The sequence below is a fragment of the Salmonella sp. SAL04157 genome (assembly GCF_046551635.1).
GTDB classification, from domain to species: domain Bacteria; phylum Pseudomonadota; class Gammaproteobacteria; order Enterobacterales; family Enterobacteriaceae; genus Salmonella; species Salmonella enterica.
Genome location: NZ_JBGDVS010000010.1, coordinates 26,520 through 41,732, shown reverse-complemented (window position 1 = coordinate 41,732; position 15,213 = coordinate 26,520). Strand labels below are relative to the sequence as shown.

Annotated in this window: 12 protein-coding genes and 1 pseudogene; 7 read left to right on the top strand and 6 right to left on the bottom strand. The window is 50.1% G+C overall.

Annotated elements, in window-relative coordinates:
- Both ACLJRE_RS18660 and ACLJRE_RS18655 read right to left on the bottom strand, forming a co-directional pair.
- Positions 1–192 (bottom strand): YnbE family lipoprotein, encoded by a 192-nt coding sequence (locus ACLJRE_RS18660; RefSeq protein ID WP_000784063.1) that lies wholly within the window; start codon positions 190–192, stop codon positions 1–3.
- Positions 192–2,828 (bottom strand): YdbH family protein, encoded by a 2,637-nt coding sequence (locus ACLJRE_RS18655; RefSeq protein WP_053296631.1) that lies wholly within the window; start codon positions 2,826–2,828, stop codon positions 192–194. Before ACLJRE_RS18655 ends, ACLJRE_RS18660 begins: the two co-directional genes overlap by 1 nt.
- 239 nt (positions 2,829–3,067) lie before the next feature.
- Between ACLJRE_RS18655 and ldhA the strand changes: the two genes are divergently transcribed.
- Positions 3,068–4,057, top strand: coding sequence for a D-lactate dehydrogenase (gene ldhA, locus ACLJRE_RS18650; RefSeq protein ID WP_000762206.1), 990 nt, complete (start codon positions 3,068–3,070; stop codon positions 4,055–4,057).
- A 110-nt stretch (positions 4,058–4,167) separates the two neighbouring features.
- The gene (gene hslJ / locus ACLJRE_RS18645) at positions 4,168–4,578 is read left to right on the top strand and encodes a heat shock protein HslJ (RefSeq protein ID WP_000725238.1); all 411 of its coding nucleotides are present in this window, start codon (positions 4,168–4,170) and stop codon (positions 4,576–4,578) included.
- 43 nt (positions 4,579–4,621) lie between these two features.
- Here hslJ and ACLJRE_RS18640 read toward each other — a convergent pair whose 3' ends face one another.
- Positions 4,622–4,888 (bottom strand): DUF333 domain-containing protein, encoded by a 267-nt coding sequence (locus ACLJRE_RS18640; protein ID WP_001200684.1) that lies wholly within the window; start codon positions 4,886–4,888, stop codon positions 4,622–4,624.
- On the opposite strand from ACLJRE_RS18640, the gene ACLJRE_RS18635 reads away from it, so the two are divergent.
- The 3 genes from ACLJRE_RS18635 (at position 4,792) to uspF (ending at position 9,604) form a co-directional block, all read left to right on the top strand.
- Positions 4,792–5,103, top strand: coding sequence for a reverse transcriptase (locus tag ACLJRE_RS18635; protein ID WP_410957485.1), 312 nt, complete (start codon positions 4,792–4,794; stop codon positions 5,101–5,103). The genes ACLJRE_RS18640 and ACLJRE_RS18635 overlap by 97 nt on opposite strands.
- A 60-nt stretch (positions 5,104–5,163) precedes the next feature.
- Positions 5,164–8,688: a pyruvate:ferredoxin (flavodoxin) oxidoreductase gene (gene nifJ / locus ACLJRE_RS18630; protein WP_023212667.1), complete on the top strand. Its 3,525-nt coding sequence runs from the start codon at positions 5,164–5,166 to the stop codon at positions 8,686–8,688.
- 481 nt (positions 8,689–9,169) lie between these two features.
- Positions 9,170–9,604: a universal stress protein UspF gene (uspF, locus tag ACLJRE_RS18625; protein WP_001082296.1), complete on the top strand. Its 435-nt coding sequence runs from the start codon at positions 9,170–9,172 to the stop codon at positions 9,602–9,604.
- A 52-nt stretch (positions 9,605–9,656) separates the two neighbouring features.
- Here uspF and ACLJRE_RS18620 read toward each other — a convergent pair whose 3' ends face one another.
- Entirely contained in the window at positions 9,657–9,995 is a 339-nt protein-coding gene (locus tag ACLJRE_RS18620; RefSeq protein WP_000159242.1) for an SMR family transporter, read from the bottom strand.
- A 274-nt stretch (positions 9,996–10,269) separates the two neighbouring features.
- Positions 10,270–12,102 carry a DUF4765 family protein gene (locus tag ACLJRE_RS18615; RefSeq protein ID WP_053296630.1) on the bottom strand — a complete coding sequence of 611 codons (1,833 nt, stop codon included), beginning with the start codon at positions 12,100–12,102 and terminating at the stop codon, positions 10,270–10,272.
- 429 nt (positions 12,103–12,531) lie between these two features.
- Here ACLJRE_RS18615 and ACLJRE_RS18610 point away from each other — a divergent pair.
- Together ACLJRE_RS18610 and ttcA are read left to right on the top strand one after the other, a co-directional pair.
- Positions 12,532–12,683 (top strand): annotated as a pseudogene (locus ACLJRE_RS18610) (tyrosine-type recombinase/integrase); the annotation flags it as partial.
- A 94-nt stretch (positions 12,684–12,777) separates the two neighbouring features.
- Complete coding sequence (gene ttcA / locus ACLJRE_RS18605) at positions 12,778–13,713, top strand: tRNA 2-thiocytidine(32) synthetase TtcA (protein ID WP_001156208.1); 936 nt, start codon at positions 12,778–12,780, stop codon at positions 13,711–13,713.
- A gap of 42 nt (positions 13,714–13,755) precedes the next feature.
- On the opposite strand, the gene dbpA is transcribed toward ttcA, so the two are convergent.
- Positions 13,756–15,129: an ATP-dependent RNA helicase DbpA gene (gene dbpA, locus ACLJRE_RS18600; RefSeq protein WP_000123693.1), complete on the bottom strand. Its 1,374-nt coding sequence runs from the start codon at positions 15,127–15,129 to the stop codon at positions 13,756–13,758.
- Positions 15,130–15,213: the final 84 nt, after the last annotated feature.

The window sequence follows — 15,213 nt, the reverse complement described above, 5'->3', positions numbered from 1 at the left end:
TCAGAATAGATCGCTGCGTGATTTCAGGAGTTCTTCAACATCTTTATCGACTTTGATATGTATTTCATGCTCGATCTTTACATTCATGTTGATGGTAATCGGCTGTTCCGGCGCGGCGACTTCAATACGTGGCGTGCACCCCACCACGATAAATGACGCAAGCGCTGACAGCATGGCAATACTCATTTTCATTATTTATCCTCACAGTCCTTGTCTTTCCGGCAAGGAGGTTGCGGCAACGCTGTATTTTGTTCAAGCCATGCCTGTAAATTGTCGCCAAAACGCAAACTGCGCCACAGCGTAAACACATTTTCTTCATGGGTATAGTTCAAGTTAACGATCGCGGTTTTACCATCTACCCGGCTTTTGCCGGTAATAGCCGCCTGCATCGTTAGTACGCCCAGGTTATCAACGTTAATTTTCGTCCACGAATGCGTAATCTCCATATAACGTAGCCAGTTAATCGCCGAGCCTGCCGTGACATTATCCTTCACCACCGCATCCGCAGTATCTTTATCGATGCGCAATGTCATTGGCCCAGGGTTGGTAAGCCAGCCATCTTTGATTATCCATTTTTCATTGTTCAGCCACAGCGGCAACGCGCCGCTAACAGGGCCAGACATGGCGAATTGCTTTGGATTTATGGCGCTAATCAATTCGCTGGATGAAATATTTTGCACCCGCAAAAGCGCCGGGTCGTGCTGCGGCATTCGCAACTGTTTCATAATGATTTGACCGCCCAGCACGTCTACGCTGACATCGCTTAGCAGTAATGGATTCGACTCGCTCCAGGGATAACCACCCTGTAAATCAGCGGTGATATTTTTCGCCGTGACCTGGTTGACTATCCCGGCAATACGCAGCGAGACGGGCCCGCGCGTCCCCAATTGCCACGCGCCGTTGTGGAAGCGAAATGGCAGAATGAAATCGACGCCGTTGATTTTGTTATCCGGCATCCAGGCGCTACCGCCTTTTAACACGCCGTGTCCACCTGCTTCAAACCCCTGCCCCTGTGCGGCGGAAAAAGCCACCTGCGCATACAGTGAGCCTTCGCGCAGCGTCATTTTCCAGTTTGGTGGAAGCAACGGCTGGAAAACGATAAGCGACTGCTTCGGCCACCAGGCCTGTCCGCGAAGGCGTTCGCCATCCCAGCGCCCATTCAGCCGTACCGGTCCTATCGCCCCCGCCCGAAGGTCGCCTTTAAACTGGAACAGGGTTGGCTCTCGCCCTTCAACGCTAAAATTAACGGTAGAAGGCGGCAGCACGCTCCCGCTGGTAAATACGGTTTTCCCCGCCTCCAGAGACAGCGCGCCCTGTAGCGACGGCGTTGTGGCGTCGCGAACCCAGACAATAGGTTTATTCAGCGCCAGTCTTGGCGATGTGACAGTCATTGCGCCATAGTGCAACTGATCAAAACCGGTGGATAAACTGGTCAACCTGATGGTGTTATCATGCCATTCGCCCTGTCCGGCAATATCCCAGCGGGCGCGCATTGGCGTAAAGCTTCCTTGCCCCCAATAGCGCCACCGCCAGCGACCAGCATCAGGGAGAAAATCATTCGCCAGGCCATCAAGATGAAGAACGAAATCGCCCATCTCATTTTCGTGCGCCCGTAAAATAGCCTGTAATCGACCATCAACGCCGCGCGGCGTCACCTTAACGCCCGCCAGCGGCCAACGAATTTCATCAATATCTAACGCATCAATCACCCGTCCGCGCGAGCGTAGCAATGCGCCAGGTGCAAAGGTGAGCTGCGGATCGGCCAGACTGCCGCGGAACATAGCGGGCAATACGGCATAAAAGATTAAATCCTTCTGTTTAGCCTCGCCGGTAAGCTGTAGAGGCATCTCACTGCTGTCCATGCTGAGTTTTCCCGGGCCGATAGTCAGTACAGCGTTCGCTTTACCGGCATCGCCCTGGGTCAGAATATTCAGGCGTCCGCTGACTCGTGCATTATCCGGCCCGGCTTGCCAGTTATCGATATTAAAAGCCAGACGTCCGCTCAAGGGGAATCCCTGATATGGCCAGTTCCAGCGGCCATCGCTGATGGTAAGCCGCTGACGCGTTACCGCCCAGGGGAGATCGAGAATCGGGTCAGGATTACCTCGCGCCATCACGATGAGCTGTCCGGCGTTATCACGCCACTCCAGTTCCGCATCCACCAGCGACGGTTCCTGCGGCAGACGCAAGGTCGCTGCCGCATGACCGCTGACCGGCAGGCCATCCGGTACCAGCGGCAACATAAACTCCCCCGCCAGGCTAACGGGAGGCTGGTTGGCCAGCGCGGCGATCTCCAGTTGGCTCACCGTCAATGCCTGACCGCGTAACTGCCCTTGAAATTTTACTTTTTCGCCCTGATAACGTATCTGCTGAATGAGCGGCGTCATGGAGATCGCCAGCTTGCCCTGCCATTCCGGCCAGGGCGCGAGAATGACATTATCAATGTTAATCCAGGTATTGGGCAGCATTGACTGCCACTGCGCCAGCGTACGCGGCGCGGCGGGAGAAGCTTCCGAAGCGGGCAGTTTCGCCAGGCACGCGGCATCCAGTTTAAGGCTTTTAATATTCAGCAACCAACGGCTGGGATGCGTCAGTTCCGCCTGGGTAATATGCGCTAACGAACAATCATTGACCAGATAGCGAAGATCGGGAATCACTAACCCATGACGTGTCAAGCGTGGACTTTGTTCCAGAGCGATACGGGTACCGACCGGTAGCCAAATTCCCGCCAGAGTGGGAACCCACAGCCCGAGGGTCATCAGTAGCGTCAGAGGGACAAGAATCAGCAGTAACAGTAGCGCAAGGGCGGCTTTATATTTACCCTTCATGGGCCATTAATTTCCTGATTTAACGAAAAATTCAGTCGGCTATCTCTTTATTTTGGCATGATTGCCCGTATATAGCCTAATAGTTCATGTTGCAGGGGCGCCCTCCGGCTATTTGAGGCGTTGTGGAGAATGATAACCTAAAATTATTCATTATATGTATGACTATCAATTATTTTTGATTTTTTGTAAGATAATTTTAAGCATATTTGTGTGATTCTAACATCACTGGAGAAGGTCATATGAAACTCGCCGTCTATAGTACCAAACAGTATGACAAGAAATATCTACAGCAAGTGAACGAAGCGTTCGGTTTTGAACTGGAGTTTTTTGATTTTCTGCTAACCGAGAAAACGGCGAAAACCGCCAATGGATGTGAAGCAGTTTGTATCTTCGTGAATGACGACGGGAGCCGACCGGTACTGGAAGAGCTGAAAAAACACGGCGTGAAATACATCGCGCTGCGTTGCGCCGGATTTAATAATGTCGACCTGGATGCCGCTAAAGAACTCGGTTTGCAGGTGGTGCGCGTACCGGCTTATTCTCCGGAAGCCGTCGCTGAACATGCGATTGGCATGATGATGACATTGAACCGCCGTATCCACCGCGCTTATCAACGCACCCGCGACGCTAACTTTTCCCTTGAGGGGCTGACCGGCTTTACCATGCACGGAAAAACCGCTGGCGTCATTGGTACCGGTAAAATCGGCGTCGCCGCGCTGCGTATCCTGAAAGGCTTCGGAATGCGTTTACTGGCGTTTGATCCCTATCCCAGCACCGCCGCGCTTGACCTCGGCGTAGAGTATGTGGATCTGCAAACGTTGTTTGCCGAATCGGATGTCATTTCCCTGCACTGCCCGCTCACGCCGGAAAACTACCATTTACTGAACCATGCGGCATTCGATCAAATGAAAAATGGCGTTATGGTCATTAATACCAGTCGTGGCGCGCTGATTGATTCCCAGGCGGCTATCGAAGCTCTGAAGAATCAGAAAATCGGCTCGCTGGGGATGGATGTGTATGAAAACGAACGCGACCTGTTCTTTGAAGATAAGTCAAACGATGTTATCCAGGATGATGTTTTCCGCCGTCTGTCGGCCTGCCATAACGTACTGTTTACGGGGCACCAGGCATTCCTGACCGCAGAAGCGCTGATCAGCATCTCTGAAACCACGCTACAAAACTTAAGCCAGCTTGAGAAGGGCGAAGCCTGCCCGAACGCGCTGTTCTAATCCTGTCGCTCCCCTGCGCTCAGGGGAGCATTTTCGGATAACCCCTGAAGATCTATCCGGTCATATTATTACTATAGTCAGTGTTAACTATCAGATTACAGAGAATATCAATGAAGAAAATCGTCACGCTGGTCGCCCTGAGCATCATAATCACAGGGTGCGTGAGCAGTGGAAAAGTGTCCGTCAAACGCGAGCAACTGGAGCACCACCGCTTTGTTCTGGAAAGCGTAAACGGTAAAACGGTCACCGGCCCGGAGCTCAGCTTTGGCGAGGACATGACGGTATCTGGCAAAATGTGCAATCAATTCACCGGCGAAGGAAAACTGTCGGACGGCGAATTAAAAGTGAAAAATTTAGCGATGACCCGAATGATGTGCGCCGATCCGCAGCTTAATGCGCTGGACGGCACCCTCAGCGAGCTCTTCAGCAAAGGCGCACAGGTCGATTTAACCGCGAACCAGTTAACGCTGGCGACGGCAGAAACAACGCTAATGTATAAACTGGCGGATTTAGCGCACTAAGCCATTAAGTGAAAAGTTATACGCGTCAGGCGAAACGCCGCGCTTAATAACTCCCGCAGCTTCCGGCGGCAAGCGACTGTTCACTACAACGTTTGCCGTTGGGTAGCGCGCACATACCAATTACTGAACCATCAAGCTGTCGGGCCGCTGAAAGCGAACCGCCAATCATAGCGCAATTCGCTTCGCCGGCGCTGGACATCGCCGCTTTCATCCCTGGCGAAACATGCGCCGCGGTTGCCTGCTGAACAGGTTCGCTACTGCAAGCCGACAATAATAACGCGGCCCCCCCCACCCAAAACGCTGCGCGCATTTCTCTCCCCTCTGTTTATTCATCCAAACGACACCGCCCTAAATAATAGGCAGCAGAAACTGACGCGTCGAGAGGCAAAGCGCGCATTTATGCGCTTCATTAACATTTACTGGCAATTTTTTACGCCTTTTCGGCAAGAAATCGTCATTCTCCTCCCGCCAGGGACACAAAAGCGAAAATGGGGCTTGAAGGGCTTTGCTAAAATAAAAGGATAACTACAGGATGCGCTCACGATTATGCGTGTCTCTCTTTTTTGCGCAATGTAAGGGTGTCATATGCAAACAATTGACGGTAATGGCGCAGTAGCGTCGGTGGCGTTCCGTACCAGCGAGGTTATCGCCATTTACCCGATTACGCCCAGTTCAACAATGGCTGAACAAGCGGATGCCTGGGCCGGTTATGGGCTTAAAAATGTCTGGGGCGATACGCCGCGTGTGGTAGAGATGCAGTCGGAAGGCGGCGCGATCGCCGCCGTTCACGGTGCGTTACAAACCGGTTCGCTTTCTACGTCATTTACATCATCGCAGGGGCTGCTGCTGATGATTCCAACGCTGTATAAACTGGCGGGGCAGCTCACGCCGTTTGTACTGCACGTTGCCGCACGTACCGTCGCCACACACGCGCTTTCTATTTTTGGCGACCATTCCGATGTGATGGCGGTCCGCCAGACAGGCTGCGCGATGTTATGCGCCGCCAGCGTTCAGGAAGCGCAGGATTTTGCGCTGATCGCACACAGGGCTACGCTGAAAAGCCGCGTTCCGTTTATTCATTTTTTTGATGGCTTCCGTACATCGCATGAAATCAACAAAATTATACCGCTAACGGATGAAACCATTCTGAACCTGATGCCGCAGGCGGAAATCGACGCTCACCGCGCCCGCGCGCTGAATCCGGAACATCCGGTGATTCGTGGAACTTCAGCGAATCCGGACACCTACTTCCAGTCTCGTGAAGCGACCAATCCGTGGTACAACGCCGTTTATGATCATGTTGAAGAGGCGATGAAGGCATTTGGCGACGCTACGGGCCGCCACTACCAGCCATTTGAATATTATGGCCATCCCCAGGCTGAACGCGTCATCATTATGATGGGCTCCGCCCTCGGCACCTGCGAAGAGGTCGTGGACGAGCTACTGATACGCGGAGAAAAGGTCGGCGTTCTGAAAGTCCGTCTGTTCCGCCCCTTCTCCGCCAAACATTTGTTACAGGCATTACCGGAAACCGTTCGCGCTATCGCCGTGCTGGATCGCACCAAAGAGCCTGGCGCGCAGGCCGAGCCGCTTTATCTGGACGTGATGACCGCACTGGCGGAAGCCTTTAATAATGGCGAGCGCGAAACGTTGCCGCGCACCATTGGCGGCCGTTATGGGCTATCATCCAAAGAGTTCGGCCCGGCGTGCGTACTGGCGGTCTTTAATGAACTCAGCCATGCGAAACCCAAGCCACGGTTTACGGTGGGCATTTATGATGACGTTACTAACCTCTCGCTGCCGTTACCGGAAAATACCCTGCCCGGCAGCGCTAAACTTGAAGCGTTATTTTACGGTCTGGGAAGCGACGGCAGCGTATCCGCCACGAAAAATAATATTAAAATTATCGGTAATTCTACACCGTGGTATGCGCAAGGTTATTTCGTTTATGACTCTAAAAAAGCTGGCGGGCTCACGGTATCGCACCTGCGCGTCAGCGAGAAACCCATTCGTTCCGCTTACTTAATTGCTCAGGCGGATTTTGTCGGCTGCCACCAATTACAGTTTATCGATAAATATCAGATGGCGGAGCGTCTAAAGCCCGGCGGTATCTTTCTGCTTAATACGCCGTACAGCGCCGACGAGGTCTGGTCGCGTCTGCCGCAAGAAGTTCAGGCGGTGTTGAATCAGAAAAAGGCGCGTTTTTACGTGGTTAACGCGGCGAAAATCGCCCGCGAATGTGGACTTGGCGCCCGCATCAATACCGTCATGCAAATGGCTTTCTTCCACCTGACGCATATTCTTCCGGGCGATAGCGCCCTGGTTGAGCTGCAGGGCGCGATTGCCAAAAGCTATAGCAGCAAAGGACAGGATCTGGTTGAGCGTAACTGGCAGGCATTGGCTCTGGCGCAGGCATCGCTGGCGGAAGTGCCGTTGCAGGCGGTTAATCCGCATAGCGCGCATCGCCCGCCGGTCGTCTCCGACGCCGCGCCGGATTTCGTGAAAACCGTTACCGCCGCCATGTTGGCGGGCCTCGGCGACGCACTGCCTGTTTCCGCGCTGCCGCCGGACGGAACATGGCCAATGGGCACCACCCGCTGGGAAAAGCGCAATATCGCCGAAGAGATTCCTGTCTGGAAAGAGGAGCTGTGTACACAATGTAATCACTGCGTCGCCGCCTGCCCTCACTCGGCGATTCGTGCGAAAGTCGTTTCCCCGCAGGCGATGGAAAACGCGCCAGCCAGTCTGCATTCGCTGGACGTGAAGTCCCGCGATATGCGCGGCCAGAAATATGTGCTGCAGGTCGCGCCGGAAGACTGTACTGGCTGTAATTTATGCGTAGAGGTCTGCCCGGCTAAAGATCGGCAAAATCCGCAGATCAAGGCGATTAACATGATGTCGCGCCTTGAGCATGTGGAAGAAGAGAAAGTGAATTATGACTTCTTCCTCGACTTACCGGAAATCGATCGCAGCAAACTGGAACGGATTGATATCCGCACGTCGCAGCTCATTACACCGCTGTTTGAATATTCCGGTGCCTGTTCCGGCTGCGGTGAAACGCCGTATATTAAACTGCTGACTCAGTTATATGGCGACAGAATGTTAATCGCTAACGCCACGGGGTGTTCCTCTATTTACGGCGGTAATTTGCCCTCAACGCCTTATACCACCGATGCCAACGGACGCGGCCCGGCATGGGCGAATTCGTTATTTGAAGATAACGCGGAATTTGGTCTCGGTTTCCGTCTGAGCGTGGATCAGCACCGGGCGCGCGTCATGCGTTTACTGGCGCAATTCGCCGATCGCATTCCGGCGGAATTAAACGATGCGCTGCATGCCGAAGCAACGCCTGACGTTCGGCGTGAGCAGGTCGCCGCATTACGCCAACATCTGAAATCGGTTGCGGGCGCAGAGGAACTGTTAAAGGATGCTGATGCGCTGGTAGAAAAATCAATCTGGCTGATTGGCGGCGATGGTTGGGCATACGACATCGGCTTTGGCGGTTTAGACCATGTGTTAAGCCTGACGGAGAATGTCAATATTCTGGTTCTGGATACGCAGTGTTACTCCAATACTGGCGGCCAGGCATCGAAGGCGACGCCGCTTGGCGCCGTCACTAAGTTTGGCGAACATGGCAAGCGTAAAGCCCGTAAAGATCTTGGTGTCAGCATGATGATGTATGGTCATGTTTATGTCGCGCAAATCTCGCTGGGCGCGCAGTTAAACCAGACGGTGAAAGCCATCCAGGAGGCCGAAGCCTGGCCAGGACCGTCGCTGATCATTGCCTATAGCCCCTGTGAGGAACATGGCTACGATCTGGCGCTAAGCCATGACCAGATGCGCCAGTTAACGGCGACCGGTTTCTGGCCGTTATACCGCTTTGATCCCCGCCGTGCGGATGAAGGCAAGCCGCCGCTGGCGCTGGACTCTCGGCCACCGTCTGATGCCCTGGCGGAAACGTTGCTTAATGAACAGCGTTTCCGTCGCCTGAATGCGCAACAGCCTGAAGTAGCTGAACAATTATGGCGAGATGCCGCATTGGATTTGCAAAAACGCTATGACTTTCTTGCCTTGCTGGCAGGAAAAGCGGAAAAACCCGGCGCAGATTAAAAAATATTCTAAGGATTAACCTGGAAACAAAAAAAGCCCGAACATTCGTTCGGGCTTGTCAATTTATACGCTGGAAAGCAAAGGTTAACGCAATGGCCCAGCGACAAAATGAATATGTGACAATAAAGGCATATAACAGGCGTAGAATATCGTAACCGAATGATATTGTATAATTTTTATTTCGTATAATACCCCCAAAAGCATTCGTATAAATTATATCTATTTCACTGCGAATTATTTCATTAATTATTGAATTAAACGGTAACATCTCTTTTTAGGTCTTTCCTGACAAGGCATAAATAACGTTTTAACGTCAACTCGCTGATTATTTACGGGGAATGCGCTTAATATTACGCCGTCCTCCCCTGTTGGTAGTCCCCGCAGAGTATCGTGGAGCAGCACCTAAAATGTGACGTATGTCATTGTACATAAAGTGCCTTTAGGGAGTAGAATTTCAGTGGATACTTAAACAGGAGGTTTTATGAACAGAACGATTCTTGTACCCATCGATATTTCAGATTCAGAATTAACTCAACGCGTGATTTCACATGTTGAAGCCGAAGCAAAGATTGACGACGCTAAAGTGCACTTTTTGACTGTAATCCCGTCTTTGCCCTATTACGCTTCACTGGGACTGGCTTATTCAGCAGAGCTCCCCGCAATGGACGATTTGAAAGCCGAAGCCAAATCTCAACTGGAAGCGATTATCAAGAAATTCAACCTTCCCGCGGACCGCGTGCAGGCGCACGTTGCAGAAGGCTCTCCTAAAGATAAGATTCTGGAAATGGCAAAAAAATTACCGGCCGATATGGTGATTATCGCCTCGCATCGTCCGGATATTACTACCTATCTGTTGGGTTCCAACGCCGCAGCCGTTGTGCGTCATGCGGAATGCTCCGTACTGGTGGTGCGCTAAATACCCGAGCCCGCATAAGAGAGTGCGGGCTCAAATCAACCATCATCATCGCCTAGTGACTGACGCTTTTTGAAAACAGATTGATTACGATTACGCCGCAGATGATAAGCAACATGCCAATAATAGCCGGCACATCCAGTTTTTGGCCAAGAAACAACCATCCTATCAATCCAATAAGAACAATCCCTACCCCAGACCAAATGGCATAAATGATACCAGCAGGGATGGTTCGCATTGGGATGGTAAGGCACCAGAACGCGATACAATATCCGATGATGGTAACGAGGCTCGGTACCAGACGCGTAAAACTATCCGATAATTTTAATGAGATCGTGGCGATAACTTCTACCACGATGGCGATAAATAGAAAGATTACAGCTTCTTTAGTCATACATCTCTTCGTTCCGATATTTTTCTGAGCGTGATGACATCTTAATTAATACGGATGACAGAATAAAGACGCTTTTGAACCATTGCGTATCTTGCCATAACATACTTCAGGTTGCATGTGCTGCGGCTGCGTTCCCTTACCCCAGTCACTTACTTGAGTAAGCTCCTGGGGATCCGCTCGCTTGCCGCCTTCCTGCAACTCAAATTATTTAAAGTATAAAAGCAATCTTTTATACACGAGAGATAAAAACAATAAACTTGTTCAGGATTTATGATTACTTAGAAGCGTTTGCCTGCCCCGTATTTTCTGCTTTACCATATGTTCTGTCAATTATACCAACAGGGTCCACTGGTGTTTTTTTTGGCATAACCCAGCCGCTTTCACTGACGCTACCTCGTGTAAGATATTTGACTTTTACCCTAACGATAATAAGATAATGCTCCCTGCTGAACCTGTCGGCAACACTAAGATCGGTGGTATATTCAGGTACGATTCTTCCACTTCGAACCTGCTCTTTGGCTATTTCAGCAGAGACAGGCAATACCTCTACATCGCCCCCCTCAATACCGCCTGCTGTTTTAAAACTAACAATATTTTCAGCCTGCGGACCTATTGTACCTCGGCATAATACAACTTCAGTCTCCCCTGCTGCAGCATCCCCACTCTGGTATTTCTTATAAATACTTTGTACATTTTCTTCTGATGTAGGGTATAAATCTTCTGACAGAGAGGCCAGTATATCTTCCAGTAAGGGGGAATCATCCGTAATATCCAGAAGCTCTTCATCATAACCCGTGTCTCCTTCTCTTAACTCTGAATAAGGCTTATCAATATGGCGAATAAGCCCCCCACCTTTCAGCCCTGACGCCTGATAAAATCTTCCATCAGAAGATCGGTAAAATGTCATGGCTGAATTTTTTCCGCTATCCGAATAGGTTGCCTGATACGTTTCTGAACCGGGTTCTTTAGTTAAAACGAGCTCTCTGTCGCCATATTTTATCGTATTAGGCGCTTCCGATGACAGCGGTGGATATGAGGCTTGTTTTCTGTAGCATCCCCCTGCCATAGATGTAACGTGTTCAAATAGGCCATCTAACACCTTACCTGCCAGGTTAGGCTCCGTAGTTGGGGCAGGATGATCCTCCGGGAGAGCCCTTTCATATTTCTGTAATTCTTTAACGGGTAAAAAATCATTCTCACCCTCTGAATTACCATTTTTTATCCTATAATCACCAGATGTTACTGCTAATCTTGATGATAATAACAAACCAGTTACTGCAATGTTTTTAATACTCCTGTCCATTTTATGAATGGTTACTGGCTGAAGATGATTGCGGCTATGAGAAGATAAGAAAATTTGCTTTTGAATTTCCTTTCCCTCAAATATAATTTGCTCAGTGCTTTTAGGTGGAACAGTTACGCTATCTACATTAAATAGCTCATGTTCACCACTCATCGTTACCTGAGAAAAACACGACGATGTATGTGCAATTGCAGCGGGATCAATCTCTTTATAAATAACATTGGCGTAAACGTTTGCAACTTCACCGCTTGCATTTAAATGATCGTGCAAAATATGTTTTAGAAATAGATCTAACAACAATTTTTTTGATGTGATTCCATTTACACAGTTGTGAAAGTCAGGGGGAATTGGATAGCCGTTTTGATCAAATGGAAGCGATAAACATCCTCGCCCCCCATCAATATTTTCGTAACTGTAATTTAGAGATATCTTTACCTCGCATTTATTGGTATCTACATCGTCATTGATACTGCGCTCTACTTTATAATTAACCAGCCTACGGAAGGTTGCGCTATTTGAATAATAAAAATCCAATGTTGATTGGATTTCTTCACATATAATTTCATGTGTTGGCTCAAAGAAGAATTCATAAATATTTAAGCTGTTCTTTTCTTCATCTTTGGCCATCTCATCCAGCTTAATATATTCTTCTGGTAAATTAGATATTTGCTCATGAAAGATATCGTCCTGATAAAGTCCATCCAACATTGAAAGGTACGGTATGGTATCCCAACTTCTGATAGCTTGTATCTGTACCGTCTGCTGTGATTCTCTGGTTGATATATCACTTACTGTTATACGCATTACGTTCTCCAGCCAGAATTATGGTATACATCATAAGATGTAGATATCAGGTAGCAATTCTCATCGCAAATAATTTGTCTGAACTGTACATATGAAACAGGCTATTTTTAATTCAATACGACCACCAGAATAGGCAAGAAAATTTTAAATAGTATACGGTAAACTGATCTTACCCAACGATAATTAAACACTCTGCACTATCTTAGTAGATAATAAAATACTGATACCGTATTTTATATCACCAATAAAAGAGCAAAAAGGGTGTGCCGAATATCATTTTACACCTGTCCCGGTTCACCCCACGGAACCACTTGAAACGTACCATCATCAGGACGCAGCAGCGCCTGAATTTCAGTTGAGCCCGTCACTTCTTAACGGACCTGGCTGCATGATGTATACAGTTGACAATATCCGAAGGTACTATCTCTATTAAAACGTGCTGGCATTCGTCGCCGTAATCCGTACCATACGCGACATACTTTTGCCTGCTGGCTGTTGACGGCAGGAGCGAACCCGGCATTTATCGCCAGCCAAATGGGGCATGAAACTGCGCAATGGTGTATGAAATTTACGGTATGTAGATTGATGACATGAACGACGAACAGGTAGCGATGTTGAATGCGCGGTTATCGTAGTTGCAAAGTTCGCCCCATTTAGTACCAGAGAACTGAAATAATGCAAGAAATTCAAAAGAATACAAAAAAAGAGCAATACAACCTCAACAAGTTGCAAAAGCGCCTGCGCCGTAACGTTGGCGAAGCGATTGCCGATTTTAATATGATTGAAGAAGGCGATCGCATTATGGTTTGCCTTTCTGGCGGCAAAGATAGCTATACAATGCTGGAAATTTTACGTAATTTGCAGCAAAGCGCCCCGATCAATTTTTCACTGGTCGCCGTCAATCTCGATCAAAAGCAGCCAGGTTTTCCGGAGCATATCCTGCCAGCCTACCTTGAGCAGCTGGGCGTAGAATATAAAATCGTCGAAGAAAACACCTACGGCATTGTGAAAGAGAAGATTCCGGAAGGAAAAACCACCTGCTCGCTGTGCTCGCGTTTGCGTCGGGGTATCCTGTATCGTACTGCGACTGAACTGGGCGCGACCAAAATCGCCCTGGGCCACCATCGCGACGATATTCTGCAAACCCTGTTTCTGAATATGTTCTATGGCGGAAAAATGAAAGGGATGCCGCCGAAGCTGATGAGCGATGACGGCAAACATATCGTGATCCGCCCGCTGGCTTACTGCCGCGAGAAAGATATTATCCGTTTTGCTGAGGCCAAAGCCTTTCCTATCATTCCTTGTAATCTGTGCGGTTCGCAACCCAACCTGCAACGCCAGGTGATTGCCGACATGCTACGCGACTGGGATAAACGCTATCCTGGACGGATCGAGACGATGTTTAGCGCCATGCAGAATGTCGTGCCGTCTCACCTTTGTGACACTAACCTGTTCGATTTCAAAGGGATCACTCACGGTTCCGAGGTCGTCGACGGCGGCGATTTAGCGTTCGATCGTGAAGAGATTCCATTGCAGCCCGCTGGCTGGCAGCCGGAAGAAGATGACACCGCCTTAGAGGCGTTGCGGCTTGATGTTATCGAAGTGAAATAATCTGCAGGCGTCTCAGCACCCGCTGAGACGCCATGCTATCGATCATTTTAATAGCCGTACCCGGCATGACTTGCCTTTGATCTTCCCGTTTTGCAACTGCTTCCAGGCTTTTTGCGCTACTGCTTGACGTACGGCGACGTAAACGTGCATGGGATGCACGTTAATTTTGCCAATATCCGCCCCGTCTAATCCAATATCGCCGGTCAGCGCGCCCAAAATATCTCCCGGACGCATTTTCGCTTTTTTGCCGCCATCAATGCATAGGGTAGCCATCTCTGCGGCCAGAGGGAGTAACGGCTGCCGGGCGGGCGCATTCAGCCAGTTCAGCTTGAGTTGCAGCATTTCTGAAAGAATATTCGCCCGCTGCGCCTCTTCCGGCGCGCAGAAACTGATCGCCAGGCCGCTGCTTCCCGCGCGCGCCGTACGGCCAATACGATGGACATGCACCTCCGGGTCCCAGGCCAGCTCATAGTTAACCACCAGTTCGAGCGATTTAATGTCTAACCCTCGCGCGGCAACGTCGGTGGCAACCAGAATGCGCGCGCTGCCATTAGCAAAACGCACCAACGTCTGGTCGCGGTCGCGTTGTTCCAGATCGCCGTGGAGCGCCAACGCGCTTTGTCCTACCGCATTAAGCGCATCACAAACGGCCTGACAATCTTTTTTGGTATTGCAAAACACCACGCAGGACGCTGGCTGATGCTGGCTAAGCAACGTTTGTAGCAGCGAAATTTTTTCATGCGCAGATGTTTCGAAGAACTGTTGTTCGATAGCCGGTAGCGCATCTACCGTATCGATTTCAATACGTATTGGCTGCTGCTGTACACGACCGCTAATCGCCGCAATGGCGTCAGGCCAGGTTGCTGAAAACAATAACGTCTGGCGCGTCTCAGGCGCAAAGCGGATCACCTCATCAATGGCGTCACTGAATCCCATGTCCAGCATTCGGTCTGCTTCATCCATTACCAGAATGTGCAGCGCATCCAGCGATACGGTTTCTTTTTGTAAATGATCCAGCAGGCGCCCCGGCGTCGCGACAATGATATGCGGAGCGTGCTGAAGCGAGTCGCGCTGTGCGCCAAAGGGTTGCCCGCCACACAAGGTCAGAATTTTGGTATTTGGCAGAAAACGGGCCAGGCGACGTAACTCTCCGGCAACCTGATCCGCCAGCTCCCGCGTCGGACACAGCACTAATGCCTGTGTCTGGAACAGAGTGACATCAATTCGATGCAAGAGCCCAAGACCAAACGCCGCCGTTTTGCCGCTACCGGTCCTGGCCTGCACACGCACATCATTTCCTGCCAGAATGACGGGTAATGCTGCGGCCTGAACAGGCGTCATCTCAAGATAGCCCAGCTCAGTAAGGTTATTGAGCTGGGCGGCGGGCAAAACATTCAGGGTTGAAAAAGCGGTCACAATTTACTCTCGCGGTAACGACTCATAGTCAGCAGGCGCGTATCCTCGCAGATCCGCGCGTTTGATGCGACATTTTAATCGGTT

What these genes read in the sequence shown, in the direction of transcription:
- ACLJRE_RS18620 (WP_000159242.1), bottom strand. Translation starts at nt 9,995, where the DNA reads ATGACTAAAGAAGCTGTAATCTTTCTATTTATCGCCATCGTGGTAGAA.
- ACLJRE_RS18660 (WP_000784063.1), bottom strand. Translation starts at nt 192, where the DNA reads ATGAAAATGAGTATTGCCATGCTGTCAGCGCTTGCGTCATTTATCGTG.
- nifJ (WP_023212667.1), top strand. Translation starts at nt 5,164, where the DNA reads ATGCAAACAATTGACGGTAATGGCGCAGTAGCGTCGGTGGCGTTCCGT.
- ldhA (WP_000762206.1), top strand. Translation starts at nt 3,068, where the DNA reads ATGAAACTCGCCGTCTATAGTACCAAACAGTATGACAAGAAATATCTA.
- uspF (WP_001082296.1), top strand. Translation starts at nt 9,170, where the DNA reads ATGAACAGAACGATTCTTGTACCCATCGATATTTCAGATTCAGAATTA.
- ttcA (WP_001156208.1), top strand. Translation starts at nt 12,778, where the DNA reads ATGCAAGAAATTCAAAAGAATACAAAAAAAGAGCAATACAACCTCAAC.
- ACLJRE_RS18655 (WP_053296631.1), bottom strand. Translation starts at nt 2,828, where the DNA reads ATGAAGGGTAAATATAAAGCCGCCCTTGCGCTACTGTTACTGCTGATT.
- ACLJRE_RS18640 (WP_001200684.1), bottom strand. Translation starts at nt 4,888, where the DNA reads ATGCGCGCAGCGTTTTGGGTGGGGGGGGCCGCGTTATTATTGTCGGCT.
- hslJ (WP_000725238.1), top strand. Translation starts at nt 4,168, where the DNA reads ATGAAGAAAATCGTCACGCTGGTCGCCCTGAGCATCATAATCACAGGG.
- ACLJRE_RS18615 (WP_053296630.1), bottom strand. Translation starts at nt 12,102, where the DNA reads ATGCGTATAACAGTAAGTGATATATCAACCAGAGAATCACAGCAGACG.